This is a genomic window from Bariatricus sp. TF06-38A (genome assembly GCF_027690675.1).
GTDB lineage: Bacteria > Bacillota > Clostridia > Lachnospirales > Lachnospiraceae > Allocoprococcus > Allocoprococcus comes.
Genome location: NZ_JAQFCE010000002.1, coordinates 114,297 through 131,014, shown reverse-complemented (window position 1 = coordinate 131,014; position 16,718 = coordinate 114,297). Strand labels below are relative to the sequence as shown.

At 39.0% G+C, this 16,718-nt stretch carries 24 protein-coding genes and 1 riboswitch; of the genes, 7 read left to right on the top strand and 17 right to left on the bottom strand.

Annotated features, from left to right (window positions below; translation table 11 throughout):
• Positions 1 to 32: 32 nt before the first annotated feature.
• Positions 33 to 108: riboswitch (cyclic di-GMP riboswitch) on the bottom strand.
• 134 nt (positions 109 to 242) lie between these two features.
• The 11 genes from PG418_RS02845 to PG418_RS02795 all read right to left on the bottom strand — a co-directional run bounded on the left by PG418_RS02845 (position 243) and on the right by PG418_RS02795 (position 5,987).
• Positions 243 to 419: a hypothetical protein gene (locus tag PG418_RS02845; protein WP_175305286.1), complete on the bottom strand. Its 177-nt coding sequence runs from the start codon at positions 417 to 419 to the stop codon at positions 243 to 245.
• A 382-nt stretch (positions 420 to 801) separates the two neighbouring features.
• Entirely contained in the window at positions 802 to 915 is a 114-nt protein-coding gene (locus PG418_RS02840; RefSeq protein ID WP_498837082.1) for a zinc ribbon domain-containing protein, read from the bottom strand.
• 8 nt (positions 916 to 923) lie between these two features.
• Positions 924 to 1,907, bottom strand: a complete 984-nt coding sequence (locus tag PG418_RS02835) for an RNA-guided endonuclease TnpB family protein (RefSeq protein ID WP_498837026.1) — start codon at positions 1,905 to 1,907, stop codon at positions 924 to 926.
• The gene (gene tnpA / locus PG418_RS02830; RefSeq protein ID WP_175305288.1) at positions 1,904 to 2,311 is read right to left on the bottom strand and encodes an IS200/IS605 family transposase; all 408 of its coding nucleotides are present in this window, start codon (positions 2,309 to 2,311) and stop codon (positions 1,904 to 1,906) included. The genes PG418_RS02835 and tnpA overlap by 4 nt, the downstream gene beginning before the upstream one ends.
• Positions 2,312 to 2,433: 122 nt before the next feature.
• Positions 2,434 to 2,796 carry a flavodoxin domain-containing protein gene (locus tag PG418_RS02825; protein WP_175305289.1) on the bottom strand — a complete coding sequence of 121 codons (363 nt, stop codon included), beginning with the start codon at positions 2,794 to 2,796 and terminating at the stop codon, positions 2,434 to 2,436.
• Positions 2,793 to 3,290 (bottom strand): YaiI/YqxD family protein, encoded by a 498-nt coding sequence (locus PG418_RS02820; RefSeq protein WP_117556194.1) that lies wholly within the window; start codon positions 3,288 to 3,290, stop codon positions 2,793 to 2,795. Before PG418_RS02820 ends, PG418_RS02825 begins: the two co-directional genes overlap by 4 nt.
• Before the next feature lie 55 nt (positions 3,291 to 3,345).
• Entirely contained in the window at positions 3,346 to 3,639 is a 294-nt protein-coding gene (locus tag PG418_RS02815) for an ADP-ribosylglycohydrolase family protein (protein ID WP_498837025.1), read from the bottom strand.
• A 320-nt stretch (positions 3,640 to 3,959) separates the two neighbouring features.
• Positions 3,960 to 5,084, bottom strand: a complete 1,125-nt coding sequence (locus PG418_RS02810) for a tyrosine-type recombinase/integrase (RefSeq protein ID WP_498837024.1) — start codon at positions 5,082 to 5,084, stop codon at positions 3,960 to 3,962.
• A 14-nt stretch (positions 5,085 to 5,098) separates the two neighbouring features.
• Positions 5,099 to 5,491 carry a hypothetical protein gene (locus PG418_RS02805; protein ID WP_349095870.1) on the bottom strand — a complete coding sequence of 131 codons (393 nt, stop codon included), beginning with the start codon at positions 5,489 to 5,491 and terminating at the stop codon, positions 5,099 to 5,101.
• A 3-nt stretch (positions 5,492 to 5,494) separates the two neighbouring features.
• Positions 5,495 to 5,701, bottom strand: coding sequence for a hypothetical protein (locus PG418_RS02800; RefSeq protein WP_349095871.1), 207 nt, complete (start codon positions 5,699 to 5,701; stop codon positions 5,495 to 5,497).
• 4 nt (positions 5,702 to 5,705) lie between these two features.
• Positions 5,706 to 5,987, bottom strand: a complete 282-nt coding sequence (locus tag PG418_RS02795; RefSeq protein ID WP_498837023.1) for a hypothetical protein — start codon at positions 5,985 to 5,987, stop codon at positions 5,706 to 5,708.
• Positions 5,988 to 6,128: 141 nt separating this feature from the next.
• Here PG418_RS02795 and PG418_RS02790 point away from each other — a divergent pair, with 141 nt between their 5' ends.
• Positions 6,129 to 6,275 (top strand): ribbon-helix-helix domain-containing protein, encoded by a 147-nt coding sequence (locus PG418_RS02790; RefSeq protein WP_173686461.1) that lies wholly within the window; start codon positions 6,129 to 6,131, stop codon positions 6,273 to 6,275.
• Between the two features lie 261 nt (positions 6,276 to 6,536).
• Here PG418_RS02790 and PG418_RS02785 read toward each other — a convergent pair whose 3' ends face one another.
• The 6 genes from PG418_RS02785 to PG418_RS02760 form a co-directional block, all read right to left on the bottom strand.
• Positions 6,537 to 7,004, bottom strand: coding sequence for a hypothetical protein (locus PG418_RS02785; protein ID WP_173686460.1), 468 nt, complete (start codon positions 7,002 to 7,004; stop codon positions 6,537 to 6,539).
• Between the two features lie 16 nt (positions 7,005 to 7,020).
• Positions 7,021 to 7,764 (bottom strand): sigma-70 family RNA polymerase sigma factor, encoded by a 744-nt coding sequence (locus PG418_RS02780; RefSeq protein WP_498837022.1) that lies wholly within the window; start codon positions 7,762 to 7,764, stop codon positions 7,021 to 7,023.
• A 1-nt stretch (position 7,765) separates the two neighbouring features.
• Complete coding sequence (locus tag PG418_RS02775; RefSeq protein WP_215686014.1) at positions 7,766 to 8,566, bottom strand: hypothetical protein; 801 nt, start codon at positions 8,564 to 8,566, stop codon at positions 7,766 to 7,768.
• Between the two features lie 526 nt (positions 8,567 to 9,092).
• Positions 9,093 to 9,359 carry an HNH endonuclease gene (locus PG418_RS02770; RefSeq protein WP_498837021.1) on the bottom strand — a complete coding sequence of 89 codons (267 nt, stop codon included), beginning with the start codon at positions 9,357 to 9,359 and terminating at the stop codon, positions 9,093 to 9,095.
• A 183-nt stretch (positions 9,360 to 9,542) separates the two neighbouring features.
• The gene (locus PG418_RS02765) at positions 9,543 to 9,944 is read right to left on the bottom strand and encodes a hypothetical protein (protein WP_498837020.1); all 402 of its coding nucleotides are present in this window, start codon (positions 9,942 to 9,944) and stop codon (positions 9,543 to 9,545) included.
• Positions 9,945 to 9,961: 17 nt separating this feature from the next.
• On the bottom strand, positions 9,962 to 10,135 hold the full coding sequence (locus tag PG418_RS02760) for a hypothetical protein (protein WP_498837019.1): 174 nt from the start codon (positions 10,133 to 10,135) through the stop codon (positions 9,962 to 9,964).
• Between the two features lie 157 nt (positions 10,136 to 10,292).
• On the opposite strand from PG418_RS02760, the gene PG418_RS02755 reads away from it, so the two are divergent.
• From PG418_RS02755 to PG418_RS02730, 6 genes are all read left to right on the top strand, one after another.
• Entirely contained in the window at positions 10,293 to 11,036 is a 744-nt protein-coding gene (locus PG418_RS02755) for a helix-turn-helix domain-containing protein (RefSeq protein ID WP_498837018.1), read from the top strand.
• A gap of 335 nt (positions 11,037 to 11,371) precedes the next feature.
• Entirely contained in the window at positions 11,372 to 11,911 is a 540-nt protein-coding gene (locus PG418_RS02750; RefSeq protein ID WP_008374904.1) for a helix-turn-helix domain-containing protein, read from the top strand.
• Positions 11,912 to 11,932: 21 nt separating this feature from the next.
• A complete protein-coding gene (locus PG418_RS02745) occupies positions 11,933 to 13,006 on the top strand; it encodes an ABC transporter ATP-binding protein (RefSeq protein ID WP_117556198.1) in 1,074 nt (357 codons plus the stop codon).
• Entirely contained in the window at positions 12,996 to 13,814 is an 819-nt protein-coding gene (locus PG418_RS02740; protein WP_022220522.1) for an ABC transporter permease, read from the top strand. Before PG418_RS02745 ends, PG418_RS02740 begins: the two co-directional genes overlap by 11 nt.
• Positions 13,814 to 15,697 (top strand): extracellular solute-binding protein, encoded by a 1,884-nt coding sequence (locus PG418_RS02735; protein WP_055297068.1) that lies wholly within the window; start codon positions 13,814 to 13,816, stop codon positions 15,695 to 15,697. Before PG418_RS02740 ends, PG418_RS02735 begins: the two co-directional genes overlap by 1 nt.
• A complete protein-coding gene (locus PG418_RS02730; protein ID WP_055297070.1) occupies positions 15,697 to 16,581 on the top strand; it encodes an RluA family pseudouridine synthase in 885 nt (294 codons plus the stop codon). Before PG418_RS02735 ends, PG418_RS02730 begins: the two co-directional genes overlap by 1 nt.
• Positions 16,582 to 16,718: the final 137 nt, after the last annotated feature.

Genomic DNA, 16,718 nt, shown 5'->3' with positions numbered 1-16,718 from the left:
AAAACACTGTCCTACAGACAGTGCATCTCATTTCATGCAACTGGCTGCCATTTTACAGGCCCTGTAGCTTTGCGTCCCAGATTTTCATCTGGTTTGCCGATCATCCTATTATAGTTTTTAAACTTATGCAAAAATATTGATGTTATTATACTCCCACAATCTATCGTGCATAAGAAAAACCTCACCGCTTTAACGCTGAAAAATAAAAAAGAACAGCCGATACATATACTCGAACTGTTCTCCTACTTCCAAAGTCCACGCAGCATTGACATTACTGTTTCCTGCTCATTTGTACTCAGATCATTCCATCTCCTTAAAACTTCTTTCTGTTTTTCTGTCAGATTCTCCGAATTACTTTCCTGAAAAAACTGCGATAATGTCACACCCAATGCTGTATATATTTTTTCTAGTGTAATCAATGACGGCAGTCTCGTTTCTGCAAAAGTCTTTTTCGCTTATATCATCTTTATAATATCACAGACAGCTACGTTTGTCACATAAAAGTTTTGAAACTCAAACAAAAAAAGCAACAATTTAGCCTTAACTTTTTATTTGCAGGCTACATATAATCTTTTTACAAACTCAACTGCATTTTTTAGATCTTCCTCATCCGGATGACCTTTGCAATACCACCTACCAGTGTGACATGCTCCCACCACTTAAATCACAGATTTTGAAGTGAGGGCTTCTTGCTCAATGGCTCTACTGAGCCAAGTATCTACAAGCTATCCTCGAGTGCCCCGCGATTCATTTTACCCAGTTATGGGATATTTTCATTGTCTGGATACAGACACTTTCCATTTATCCTGCTAACAACATACGGCGTGCTTCTTCACGTATATTGATTGCCGCATTCAGATCCCGATCTATCCGATTTCCACATGTACAAAGATATACTCTGTCCGAAAGTTTCAGTTCTTTCTTTATATTGCCACATTTACAGCATTTTTACTGGAAGGGAAAAAATGGTCTACACATACCAATCTCTTTCCTCTCCATGTCAGCTTATATTCCAGCAATTCCCGGAACTTTCCATAACTGTTGTCCATGACACTTTTTCCAAAATGCATACACTGGCTCATTGCTTTCATGTCAATATCTTCTACTGCAACAACATCATATACCTCTGCTATTTCATGACTCAGTTTATGCAGAAAATCTTTCCTCTGGTTTCGGATTTTTTCATGACATAATGCAACACGTTTTTTCTGTCGGTAATAATTGTTGCTTCCTTTCACGCAATGAGATAACTTTCTCTGTTCCCTTGCCATCCGCTCCTCGCTTTTTCTGAAATATCCTTCATTTTCTCTCTGTATATCTTCAGAAAACACAGCCATTCCATGCATTGCATAATCAATTCCAAGTATCTTTGCGTCTTCATAATCAAATTCTTCTGCTTGGTTTTCACAGTCAGATTTTTCATATAATAAACTTGCATAATACTTTCCGGATGGTTCCATACTGATTGTTACAGATTTCAGGCAATATTTTTCTAGAATATCACGATGTTTTTTCATACGGATCCATTTCAGTTTCGGAAGTTTTATCCGATGGTCTGCTACCTGAATATTTCCATTGACCACATTTGTCGTATAGCTTTTTCTGCTCCTGTGTTTTGATTTGAATTTTGGAAAGCCAATCTTTGGATCCCTGAAAAAATTCTTATATGCCTTTTCCAGATGCAGCTGCACATTTGCAAGTGCCAGGGAATCCACTTCTTTCAAAAATGGATATGCTTTTTTATACATCGCCGGTGTATTTCGTAGCATTTTTTTCGATGCTTCATATTCCCGTATCTTATCATTCAACATCTGATTATATAAAAAACGACAGCAGCCAAATGTTTTTGCGAGCAGAACTTCCTGTTCTCTGTTTGGATATATACGAAAACGATAAGCTATATTCATCTTTTTTTCTCTCCCTGCGTCTCGATATAATTACGGATAACATCAATCGGTGCCCCACCCGCTGTCAACAGGCAGAAACTTTGGCTCCAGAATGCTTCCTTCCAAAGTCTTTCCCTAATCTGTGGATATTCCTTTTTTAACAAACGGCTGCTTGCACTTTTATACGCATTGATAAATTTACTGAGTTCTGATTTTGGCTGTGCCCGAAACATAACATGCACATGATCAACATCATGATTCCATTCTTCCAGTGTGATTCCATAATCAGGTGCAATACGTTCCCAAATCTCTTTTGCACGTTTCGAAATCGGATCATCTATTACTTTTCTTCGGTATTTTACAACCATGATCAGATGATAATACATCAAATATACTGAATGTGCATTATGATCCATTTTATCCATATAATCAGTCCTTTCTATTCTTTCGACTGATTATAGTATACCATACTTCACGATGTAGAACAAGTGTTCTGCATTCTTTTTCTGCAATTCATCTCCAACCTGTAGAGGAAGGATAATTCTTGCTAACTTTTGTTAAATGGACCAAATGTGTCATAACCCTTGCATCCGAATTTTCCTATCACTTTAGAACGCTTCTCGTCCAAAATCTGCTCTATAGATTTATAATTCGCACTTCCACCATAAGTACAGATCAGAAATACCTTTTTATCGTCCGGTAGATTCTTCTCTACAAATCCCAATATCGACTGATGAAATTTTGAAAAATAGATTCCTGATGCAAATCCAATCATATCATAACTGCTCAGATCTACATCCGGCTGTTTTACAGCATCAATCAAATCGACCTGGCATTCTTCTGCTATGCCCTTTACTAGTTTTTCTGTATTTCCATGATGTACAGATGCATATACGATTGCTTTTCTCATTTGTTTTCCTTTCTGCCTGTCTCCATTGTTTTAGTATTCTTTTGAAATTTCTCCTGTACCATCATGAGCATTTTTTCAAAAGACTGTGCAAACCTTACATCATCTTCTTCTGTTCGTTTTTTCGGTCCCTTGATATGATTCTTATGGGAACTTCTTCTGGCTTTTTTATTCAAATGACGTTCCATGAGCATCTGATCAATATTGTCATTCGTGTACCATTTGCCCGATTGATGAATGGCATAAGCACCTTTTCCCAGTGCCATTGCTGCAACACCATAGTCCTGTGATACGACAATATCTCCTTTATGGCAGATACTGATCAGTTTATAATCTACTGCATCTGCTCCTGCCCCTACTACAATCACTTCGCTATAATCAGAATACAAAATATGATTCGTATCACACAGCAATGTAGTTGGAATATTATATTTCTCTGCTATTGTCTCGATAATATCTACTACCGGACATGCATCTGCATCTACAAATATCTGCACTAGTGCCTCTCCATTTCTTTTTATATCTAAAATCTACTATAATAGAATTATACCACTATTCCCTCTTTTCACCAAACACTATTCTAGCACCACATCCCGCCGCTGACACTCTCATAGCAGAACCATTCCCATAACTTCCGTATGGCTTAGGATTTCTTTCTCTAAACCAATACCTGAATCTTCCACCATAACCTGCATATGGATATCTTTTTCCCCAATCCTGCATGTTAGTTACTACCGCTTCTTCTATTTTCTTTACTGTAGCTTCCGTTCCGACTGCAAGAAGAGCTTCTCCAACTGCTATTGTCATAACAGAATCATCTGTAAAGCTACAGCCTTTACTAAACAAATCAAACTTTTTTGTAATTAACTAAAATTAGTCAATTCTTACCCGCTTTTTATTTTTCAAAAAAGCCTCCATTTTCCTTATAAAACGGTTGCTTTTTCTCTAAACTATAGTATAATAAACCTTGTCGTGTGTATAGAAATACTAAACTCTAGGTTTACAAGTTTACTGTCCGTCTACTTCCATAGTTGTTCTTTTCGCCCCGAATTCTGCAATTTTTCGGGGTTTTTTGTTTGTCTATATCCGCCAACGTTTATTCAGAGGTGGGCTAAAAGTGGGCTAAATTTCTGCACAAAAAGAGCAGCTTCAACGGCTGCTCTCTCCTAAAATATACTTGCTATTTTCTGCATTTCTTCCGCTTTTGTATCTGGTAGTACATGGCTGTACAAATCCATTGTCATGGCTAAAGAACTATGTCCAAGAATAGTTTTAAGTACTTGCGGTTTCATTCCGGCTTCAATGGCTCTTGTAGCGAATGTATGACGAAATACATGGCTTGTGATCCGTGGAAAATCTTGCCCAGCTTCATGTATTTTTCCAACAACATTATCAATTTCCGTTTGTAACATCTGGACACTGATCGGGTTTCCATCTACAGTGCAAAATAAATACCTGTCGATTTTCTCTACCTTAAATGACCAGTAATTTTTCTGGTTTTCCAAATAATTCATTGTATCAGCCATTAACGGTACATCTCTGACTGATGTTTTTGTTTTTGCTGTATCATCCATAAATCCTTGTCCATTGATATACTTTAGAGTTCTTGTAATGTGTATTACATTTTCTTTTCTGTCAATATCACTCCAACGAAGCCCCCGGATTTCCCCGGAACGCATCCCAGTTCTAAGCATAACAGCAAAAAGATTATACAAATAGCTATCCTTTGCATATTCCATAAACAAGCTCTGCTGCTCTCTGGTCAATGCTTTTCTTTCCTTTTCTGGTTTGGTATTGCGTGGTAAATTGGTAGCATCAAAGGGGGTTCTAACTATTATTCCATCTTTTACGGCTTGTTTAAAAGCATTACTCATAAAAGCCTTTATAACCTTAATTGTAGCTAGTTTATGATTGCTTTTCACAAGATCATTATAAAATGCCTGAATATCTGCACCCTTTATTTTATCAAGCTTCACATTTCCGAAACGCTCTTTTACACATGAATTATAATAATTGCGATACGTTTGGATTGTTCCGATCTTAACAGAATTCATTTTATAATTTTCAATCCAGAAATTGAACCATTCATCAAAAGTATAACTTGTCGGTTTGATATATGTTCCATGCGCAAGCCGGTATTTTAAATCAACTCTCTTTTTCTTTGCTTCGGTGAGAGTCGGAGCATATTCATAATATGTTTTTCCATCATGTTTCACTCTGATTTCAAAGGAATTTGTATTTTTCTTTCTGATCCCTGTTGGTAACTTCTTCCCCTTTGTAACTGCTGTCATAATATCACATCTTCCTACCTTAATTCTTTACTTACCCTGTTTATTAGTGTTTCCATCTTTTTCCAGAAAATCAGATTTTTTCCGGCTGCCGGAGCTGTCGGATTATCTTTCAGACTTTCCCATACTTCAATTTCATCTGTGATTCTTTGATGTGTAAGTGCAAAATACATTTTAAGATCAACAGCTTCTTCAGTAGTTAATGCGATATGCTTCATTAGCTGTTTTTCTTCCTTTGCTTTGCCGTTGGTATATGAAAATATTGTCTTACTGTTTTTTAGTGGCTCCTGCTTAGGATTTTTTTTGTTGTTTGACACATCAACTTTTATCTTTTTTGGTTCTTCCTGCATCAAAACATATTTTACAGGCTCTTTCTTTTCTGGTTTTTCATATTTTACTGTATAACTCATAAATTATTCTCCTTTCTCGCCGTTGATTTTTTCTGCTTTAGCAGCTTTAAGCCCTTGTCCATATCCGAGACAAAATGCAGCCGAAGCAATTTGATATTTAGTAGGATATTTTTCCGTTATCTCTACCAATGTATGAAAACTGATATCGTATCTTGAGGATATATTTTTCCGGGCTTCTTCAATCGCATTCATTACATTTATCCTTGCCATGTTTTTACTCCTTTTCTACACTTTTACAAATATTCTCTGCACTTTCGCAATACACTCTTGCAGTACGCACAAGCCACATGATCCGATCATGTTCAAAAAGAACTCGACAGCTTGCTTCTCCAACTTTATTACCTGTATCCCCTCTGTAAAATTTTATAGCTTCTGTCATGTTTAAATTCCAATACGTGTCGTACCTGTCTGTGATTTCGTTTAATGCCATTTTGAGTTCGCTTAACTCTGCCTTTACATCAGATAAAGCATCTTCAAGTCTTTTTTCATTTTCCATTTTGAATCTTCCTTTCTTAAAAAAGTATTTATTTGTATTCGCTTGTATTCATTCTACCATCACTTTTTATAGATGTCAATATGAATACAATTGTATTCATATTGCTTTCATGCTAAAATAAATTTGAAAGGAGCTGTTTTTATGGGAAATACCATTCCAACAACTGTGAGAATTCCAGAAGAGTTAAAATCTAATCTGGAAGAGATTGCGAAACGTGAAAACCGAAGTTTAAACAACTTAATCAACATTATTTTGCAGTCATACGTCAATGAAGATAAAGCAAAATGATAATTTTAAAGGCAAGGTCTGTTTTCCCTTGCCTTTTTGCTGTCTCATTTTCAATTTCTGTGGCAATAACTCCATGGATAGGACACTAGTTATCAATTTCAATGCTTTCAGTGGTAAATTGTTCGGCTGGTGGTCTGTGTCCCATTCTAAACGGGAATAGAGGGCAAGTTTTTAAAAGGCATTCCCGAACCTCTAACCGTTGCCCGGCGCAGCATTCCAAACATTTTCGCCTAATTGCTTTCAGTGGTGTAATTTTAGACATTATTTTTCGCCCCCATTGACCTGATAGAGCGAATCCATAGCATAAATTAGCTTTGCCTTGCTGCCATCTACGGTATCAAATTCAATCAGTATGCCGTTTTCGCCCCCAATCTTTATATCTTCGATGCTTATAACTTTTGCACCGTATAAAGACGGGATAGCATCTGCGTAGTCTACTTCCTGCATCTCTTCTGTAATTTCTTCTGTATCATTTTCTTCTGGAAATACTTCCGTAGAACCATCAATTATTTTCTGAAGTTCACGCAAATTGTACATAGCATCACAAAGCTTATCTGAAATAGCATCTGTTAAATCATTTATTTTTTCAATTGATGCCTGATCTCTAGGCTCGTCCGCTGAAAAGATATTTCCAGTGGCAAGCTGATAATTAGCAAATTCCAAAGAATTCATTATATTTTCAAGATTCGCTTCAACTTCATTCATTTCAAAATAACAATTATCACTCATGTTAATACCTCTTTCTTCAAATAATTTCTTTGATTTTCTTTCTCATTCTCAATTTTTTCAGTGCTTGCTGTTGTAATTGCCGGACTTGTTTTTCTGTATCTCCCGTATTCTCTGCAATTTTTGCCACTGTTAAATTATCCAGATAAAACAATTTGATAACTTCACATTCAGCAGGCAATAAAACATCATTGAGAATTTCCCAAAACTCCGCTATAGACAACCTTTTTACAGTTTTCTCTTCCAGATCAGTTACACCCGGCAGCAGTTCCGCTAATGTGCTTTCATTATCTTCACCGATTGGAACATCTATGGAAGTGACTTTTAACTCCTTTAAAATGTCCAGTTCCCGTAAATAATCCCTTGAAATAAAGAATTCACGCATCACAAGGGCATTATCTGGCATACGTCCATGTTGTTTTTCATAATTCTCCCTGAACTTTTTTATTTGCAGTATCAATGTCAGTTGGTTTTCCGTCACATTAGAATGCTTTGCGATTACTCTGGTTAAGTGCCATTTCACACAACTGTATAAATACGTCTTAAAACTTGCTTCACGCTCAAAACTATAGCTGTTTGTGGCACTTTCCAGAGCTAAAAAGCATTCTTGCAGTAAATCATCGACTTCCAGAACATTAGAATAATCTGCACGATTACGGCATAGTTTTTTGAATAACGGCAAATATTGATTGTACAAGGCTAGCAGAGCGAGCTTGTCACCCTGCTTTGCCTGTGTAATAGTTTTGATTTCTGATAAATCCATTTTACTGATCTACGTTTTCGCTTTCCTCTTCTGGACTCACATTTTCAGTTGCATCATCTTCCGGCTTGTAAAAGTTTGTATCTGGTTCTTCTGGATCAACACCAAACCCGTTAAGAAATTCGCCGTCTTTGTCAGCATTTTCGGCTTTTTTCTTTTCATTTTCTGCAATATCTCTTGAAATTTCTTCATCAATAGACTTCGCTACTGTACGAATTTCCATATTTTCCGGCATAATCTCCACAGAAGAAAGCTGATTTCCAACGAAAATATCAATTTCAGCATCTGGAAGTCTAAGCCAGTTTTTTCCGTCCTCATCATCTGCAAATTTTCCGAACGTTTCATTCATCTTGTGGAACTTTTCAATTTTCTGATCTGGTGAAACATAATTTTTAAGCTCATAACCGTGAGATTTCGCATAATCATGTAATAAGCGTGCGTCAGCTTGATTATTTCCGGCTTTTTTGGCAAGATACAACAGTTCCTGCGGACTGTAACTAATTCCAGAAGAAAGAGCTGTTGCAAGCTTTCTATCAAGCCCCTCGCCTGTCAGATCGGCAAATTCAAACGCCCAATCCGCAAAATCATTTTCCAGATTAGATAAAAGTGTTTTCATGCCGGCTCTTTTTTCAGAAATTTCATGCTGAATCTTCTTAGTCTCTCTTTCTTTTGCTTCATTTGTTAAATCTTTAAGTGAATTGGTTTCCGCAATCAAATCATTTAACTGTTTCTCTTTCTCAACATATGCTCTATAAATTCTAGTGCTTTCTCTCATAAAATCGCTTTCACATTTAAATTTTCTCATAATTTTTTACTTCCTTTCTTTCTACCTGTTCTAGGTAAGTCCCTTTTTTATTTTTTCTTTGTTTTTGGGGGTGAGGTTGCCCCGGGGGGACGTTTCCACCATAACCCCGGCACGGTATCCAGCAGCAGTCAGCGTAACTATATTCCTTTACCTGATCTGCTATTTCCATAATACTAAATTAGTGATTTACTTTCACAACTCCATAGAACCGCTATTTTACAAGCTTTCTCAGCTTTTCACTCAATGAAGTATCACTTTTTAGACCACTTTTGATTTATGATCCAGACATTCCAAACAGAATTTCAATAAAAATACCTTGAAATCACAACTGTTTTGCTATGTCCTTTTTATGTACCTCAGACGATAGCAGTTTAACCGCTATTTTTTATTCGTCTTGGAGTCTCTGCAAGTCACTCTTTTTTTACTACCTCGAACGATGCTGTTGTTCAGCCTTTTTTACCGTGAGGGAGTGTGTCTGCAAGTTACCCATTTTTTAACCGTGTCGAAGTATCTCTAGGTCAGCTATTTAGTTGTTCTTTTTCATGTTCTCTGGCTTACGTCTTCCGGTGATTCCATGCAGTTCCATGTGACATCGAGGACAAACCACGATTAGATCATCTAGCTTCTCATTTCCAACATTGGAATAAGTCAGATGATGCACTTGCAAGCCGTTAGGTTTCCAAGGCTGATAACCGCATTTTTCACAACGTCCATCTGCCCGTCTTAGAACTTCTTGTCGAAGCTGCTGCCAGTGTCGTGTACGAAGATATCGCTTGTATGTATTTTTATCCATGTGCTACCCTTTCAGAAAGATATACCATATGGTATATATAGATAATGTGTATACACCGTATAACGTAAATTCTTAAATCAAGCCTATTTCGTTATATGGTGTATAACAAAATCTCTTTACAGTTACATTTTGTTATATGCTGTATAACAGTCTGTTATATGCCGTATACACAGTAAAATGTTTTTAACTGCTATCTTTCCACTTGCTACTGAACCGGTAAACATTTACTTTTTTTCTATGTTTATTCGATTCATATTTTTCTATAAATCCTTTCTCTATTAGTTCTTTGAAGTATCTTTGTGAATTTGTTCGTTGTAATCCGTATTCTAATTGCTGCTTAGCCGGAAATACAAAACATGAGTCTGGATATTTCACGCCAAATTCTTCACTGTGATTATGCAAGCAAGCTTTTCCTGCGCTGCTTTTATGCTGAATCCTACATAATACATATAGCATTCTTGCCGGACTGCTCAATGCTTTAAACTGTTCAGACTTCACCATGCTTTCATATATCGAACCAAAATTTTCATGCTTGTTATTACCTATGCAGGCGTTATAATCCGGCTTAAAACTCTTTTTAGCCATTTCTTGCCTGCTTTCTGCTATTCAGCTATTTTGCTAATCTGTTCATCAGCTTTCTTGATATCATAAAGGACTCGTCTCCCTATCTTTACACGGCAGCCAATGTCTTTTCCAAACTTTAACGCTGAATTTCTTCCAAGTCCTGTATATTTCATAAATTCCGAAATATTGACTAATCTTTTTTCTTGTTCCATACGATTGTTTATCCTTTCTGTTTGAACTTGTTTTTTATGCGCATAAATGTTACACTAAAATTATATGTGACAATTATTTATTTTTCAACCGTTTTTGTGACACTATTTTTTTATGTAACAATTTTAGACATGTAAAGAATTAAAGGAGATTACTGATATGAAACGTAACGGAAAAATGCCAAAAGAGGAACTTGAATATTATCAATCATTATTTACAGGAAACACTTTATATTCAGATGCAAAGAAAAATCTAGGTGAAAAATTATCTGAATTAAGGGAAAACGCAGGATTTCAGCAAGCAGATGTAGCTGCAATTGTTGGAATAAGTAGACCAACATTAAGTTATTATGAAAGTGGTGAAAGAAGTGTAGACACTGAAGTGCTGCTCAAGTTAGCTACACTATACAATGTTTCTATAGATTATCTTTTCGGTTTATGTAAAACTTCAGATCCGCGAGTTAATTATGAAGAAACTGATGAAATGAATGGCTTAGGTTATTCTCAAGAAGTATATAACCTATTATGGGAATCTCCTAGCTTCAATCAATTACTTAACGATATGGCAAAGCATCCTTTATTTGAGACATTAGAAAAATTAACATATAATTCACGCTATACTGAATACGATGAAATTGATTCTGGATATCGGTCATTTTTAGTTAGTAAAGTGCTATACGAAATGATTTCAGATATTTTTGATAATTGGTATTATGACAATCCTGGTAACATTCAAATGTTATCTAAAGCAGAAAAAGCCAAAATTTCAAAAGAAATTCAAGATTATTTAGAACAAAAACAATCACTTGATGATATTGAAGAACCCGATTTATTATTAAAAACTGAATATGAGGTTCACCGCAAATTAGAACAGTTATACATCAAGTTAAAAAAATATTTATAGCTTAGTTCAGTATTATCTGCTATCCTATCATTGTCGATTCCAAGCATAAGAGATCGACAAATCATAACTTTTGTAATCAGCTAAAGTCCCTCGAATTTCCTTTCGGTTCGGGGGATTTTTTTCATATAATTTTCGCAAAGTGGTCTAAAGGTGGTCTAAACAAAAATTAGTCAATTCTTACCCGTTTTCTATTTTTCAAAAAAGCATCCATTTTCCTTATAAAACGGTTGCTTTTTCTCTAAACTATAGTATAATAAACCTTGTCGTGTGTATAGAAATACTAAACTCTAGGTTTATTTTTATTTTTACAAACAATTTACAGAAAGGAGCTATTTATGAACATCGGACAGAAAGTAAGGGAGCTCCGTATTGCGAAAAATCTTACCCAGGAAGAACTTGCAGACCGGAGTGAGCTTTCGAAGGGATTCATTTCCCAGCTGGAACGGGATCTTACTTCTCCTTCTATCGCCACACTGGTTGATATTCTGCAGTGTCTCGGCACCAATCTGAATGAATTTTTCAGCGATGACGAGGAAGAACAGGTTGTCTTCGGTGATGAGGATTATTTTGAAAAAAAGGATACTGATCTGAAGAATACGATTGAATGGATCATTCCGAATGCCCAGCGCAATATGATGGAACCGATCCGTCTTACCCTGGCTCCGGGCGGTGCAACCTACCCGGATCTTCCACACGAAGGTGAGGAATTCGGATACGTGCTTCAGGGTTCCGTCAAAATCCACGTAGGCAATAAGGTCTACAAAGCTAAAAAGGGAGAATCCTTTTATTTTACTCCCCACGCAAAGCATTATATAGAAGCATCGTCTTCTTCCGGGGCACGCCTGATCTGGGTCAGCACTCCCCCAAGTTTTTAAGTACACAGGAGGATTATACATATGCCAAACAAACTGATTGACATTGTTGGTGTTTCCAAATCATATGGAGACAATCTGGTTCTGGACGACCTGAACCTTTATATCAGAGAAAATGAATTTCTCACACTTTTAGGACCTAGCGGCTGCGGAAAGACAACGCTTCTGCGTATCCTCGGCGGATTCGAAAATCCGGACTCCGGAAAAGTAATTTTCGATGGAAAGGACATTACATCCCTTGCACCGAATAAACGACAGCTCAACACTGTTTTCCAGAAATATGCGCTTTTCACCCATATGACCATTGCTGAAAATATTGCTTTTGGCCTGAAGATCAAAGGGAAATCAAAATCTTACATCGATGATAAGATTCATTATGCATTAAAACTGGTCAATCTGGAAGGTTACCAGAACCGTTATCCGGATTCTTTAAGTGGGGGTCAGCAGCAGCGTATTGCCATCGCCCGCGCCATTGTAAATGAACCAAAAGTTCTTCTTCTGGATGAACCTCTCGGTGCCTTGGATTTAAAGCTCCGCCAGGACATGCAGTATGAACTGATCCGTTTAAAAAATGAGCTGGGAATTACATTTATCTACGTTACCCACGATCAGGAAGAAGCCCTCACCATGTCTGACACGATTGTTGTCATGAATCAGGGATACATCCAGCAGATCGGTACACCGGAAGATATCTACAACGAGCCGGAAAATGCTTTCGTAGCCGACTTCATTGGCGATAGCAACATTTTCAATGCCATCATGGTACGCGATAAGCTGGTCAATATTGTCGGTGCCGAATTCCCGTGTGTGGATACCGGATTCGGAACCAACAAACCGGTCGATGCGGTCATCCGTCCGGAGGACATCGATCTTGTAAAACCAGAAGAAGGCACATTAAAGGGTGTCGTTACCCATCTGATTTTCAAAGGAGTCCACTATGAAATGGAAGTCCTTGCCAACAACTATGAATGGCTGGTACACAGCACCGATATGTTCCCGGTTGGCACTGAGGTTGGAATCCATGTTGACCCGTTTGATATTCAGATCATGAAAAAACCGGAATCTGAAGATGAGGAGGCTGTAGGAATTGAAGAATAGCAAACGTCTCCTGGCTGGGCCATACCTTTTCTGGGCAGTTTCTTTCATTATCATTCCTCTGATCATGATCTTCTATTATGGTCTGACTGACAATGACGGAAAATTCACCTGGATGAACCTTGCCAAAATCACAACACCTGAGAATTTAAAGGCTCTGGGGCTTGCACTTCTGCTTGCATTTGTCAGCACAGTGATCTGCCTGATCCTTGCCTATCCTCTGGCAATGATCCTTGTCGGAAGAAATGTAAACCAGTCCAGCTTCGTAGTACTTGTTTTCATCCTTCCGATGTGGATGAACTTTCTGCTCAGAACTCTTGCATGGCAGAACCTCCTGGAGAAAAACGGTGTCATCAACTCCGTTCTCCATTTCTTCGGGCTGCCTTCATGGAACATTATCAACACACCGACAGCGATCATCCTCGGTATGGTCTACAACTTCCTGCCGTTCATGGTGCTGCCGATTTACAATGTACTTGTAAAGATTGACAAAGATGTTATTTCCGCAGCCAGAGATCTCGGTGCCGGAAATATCCAGACATTTACCAAGATCATCCTTCCGCTTAGTGTTCCGGGTATCATCAGTGGAATCACTATGGTATTTGTACCTGCACTTACAACCTTCGTCATTTCCAACCTCCTCGGTGGAAGCAAGATCCTTCTGATCGGAAATGTCATCGAACAGGAATTCCAGCAGGGAAGCAACTGGCATGTAGGAAGTGGACTTTCACTTGTCCTGATGATCTTCATCATTGCAAGTATGGCTCTGATCGCCAAATACGATAAAGACGGGGAGGGCACAGCATTCTAATGAAAAAGAAATTACAGAATTTATATTTACTGCTGATCGTGATCTTCCTCTATGCTCCGATCATGACACTGATGGTTCTGTCCTTTAACAGTTCCAGAACCCGTGCCAAATGGGGCGGATTTACCGGAAAATGGTATGTATCCCTTTTCCAGGATGAAGCGATCATGAGCACCTTGTACAACACCCTGATCATCGCACTTCTTTCTGCGCTGATTGCAACCGTGATCGGAACTTTGGCTTCCATTGGAATCCAGAGTATGAACCGCAAGTTCCGTACCTTTATGCTGGGTGTCACCAACATTCCGATGCTGAACGCAGATATTGTGACTGGTGTATCTATGATGCTGCTGTTCATCGCATTCCGTATGACCATGGGATTTTCGACAATCCTGATTGCACATATAACCTTTAATATCCCGTATGTCATCCTAAGTGTCATGCCAAAACTAAAGCAGACCAACCGGCGGACCTATGAAGCTGCACTGGATCTGGGTGCTTCTCCGATCTACGCTTTTTTCAAAGTCGTATTTCCGGATATCCTTCCAGGAATTCTTTCCGGTTTCCTGCTTTCATTTACCATGTCGTTGGATGATTTTGTGATCACCCACTTTACCAAAGGACCTGGAATCGATACCCTGTCTACCAAAATTTACAGTGAAGTACGAAAAGGAATCCGTCCGGAAATTTACGCACTCTCAACGATCATGTTTGTAACAGTGCTCTTCCTTCTCTTCCTGGTCAATTTAAAACCGGAAAAAGAAGTTCACGAAAAAGACGGCACGATCCGCAAGCCATCCCGTGCACGCCACACGATGCGTCTCGTCGTAACACGTGTCGTACCGGCACTGCTCGTGATCGTCATTACAGCCGGAGGATTTTTCTACAATTCAAAGACAAAGATTTCTGGCTCCGAAAAGGTAATTGTCTACAACTGGGGCGAATATCTGGATCCGGATGTTCTGGATATCTTTGAAGAAGAAACCGGTATCCAGGTAGTTTATGAAGAATACGAAACCAATGAGATCATGTACCCGAAGGTGCAGTCCGGCGCCATTTCCTACGATGTGGTCTGCCCTTCTGACTATATGATCCAGCGTATGATCGAGAATGATCTCCTCGCCGAGATCAACTGGGATAATATTCCGAATATCAAAAATATTGGACAGACTTACATGGATCAGTCCAAAGCATTTGATCCGGAAAATAAATACTCTGTTCCTTATTGCTGGGGAACTGTCGGGATCCTTTACAACAAAACCATGGTAGACGAACCAATTGATTCCTGGTCTGTTCTCTGGGATCCAAAGTACAAGGACAGCATTCTGATGCAGGACAGCGTCCGCGATGCATTCGGTGTTACCTTAAAATATCTTGGATATTCCCTGAACTCAACCGACCTGGACGAGCTGAACGAAGCGAAGAATCTTCTGATCAAACAGAAACCACTGGTTCAGGCATACGTCGTTGACCAGGTGCGTGACAAGATGATCGGAAACGAAGCAGCCATCGGTGTTATTTACTCCGGTGAAGCCATTTACACACAGAAAGAAAATCCAAACCTGGAATACGTGATCCCGAAAGAAGGATCCAATATCTGGATCGACTCCTGGGTAATTCCGAAGAATGCAGAGCATAAGGAAAATGCAGAAAAGTTCATCAACTTCCTCTGCCGTCCGGACATCGCACTGAAGAACTTTGAGTACATCACCTACTCGACTCCAAATGAAGCAGCACGGGAACTGATTGAAGACGAGTCCATCCGCAACAGCAAGATTGCATTCCCGGATGCAAGCGAGCTCTCCGGATGTGAGACCTTCAAATTCCTTGGAGATAAAAACGATGCTGTCTACAATGAATTATGGCGGGAAGTGAAATCAAAGTAATGTGGGAAAGAATTCTGAATTATACAATAACCGAACAGAAAACTTCCAATATCCATGAGTTTTTAAAAGCTCATGGATATTCTTCTTCTCTGATCCGGGCAATCAAAGAAGATCCGGAAGGAATCCGTCTGAACGGGGAACCGGTACTGGCACGCACCCTTCTTACTCCCGGCGACCAGCTTGCCATCCGGATTACCGAAACAAAATTCTCCGAAAATATTGTTCCGTCAGATCTGCCTCTTTCGATCGTATATGAAGATCCGGACCTGCTGGTCATCAATAAACCTGCCGGAATGCCAATTCACCCTTCCCAGGGAAATTATGACAACACACTTGCCAATGCCTGTGCATGGTATTTCAAAGAGAAAGGCGAGCCTTTTGTCTACCGCTGTATTAACCGGCTTGACCGGGACACCACCGGTCTTCTGATCATTGCCCGGCATCTTTACAGTGCCTCTCTCCTCTCTGCCATGATGGCACGCCGGGAAATCCACCGGGAATATCTGGCACTTGCCACGGGAATCGTCCCGGAAGACGGAATCATCACTGCTCCAATTGCCAGAAAAGAGGATTCTACCATCGAGCGCATGGTCGATTTTAAACATGGTGAATACGCCTGCACCCATTACCGCAGGCTTTCCATCACAAATACAGATCCGGTCTACTCTCTGGTTGCCTTAAAGCTGGATACCGGACGCACTCATCAGATCCGGGTGCATATGAATTACATCGGTCATCCGCTTCCGGGAGATTTTCTCTATAATCCGGATTACAGCCATATCAGCCGTCAGGCACTGCACTCACATCATCTGCGTTTCCGGCATCCAATCACAGGAGAAGAAATGCATTTCACAGCGCCTGTGCCTGAAGATATGTTACTCTGATAAATATATTTAAGTGATCCCCTTCCCCGGCACATAATACTCTTTTTATGGAAGAATTTTCCATATGTATTTTCCGGTCAAACAGAAGAAGAGCTTCTGAGAGAACAAAGATATTCATTCTCCCAGAAGCTCTTCTT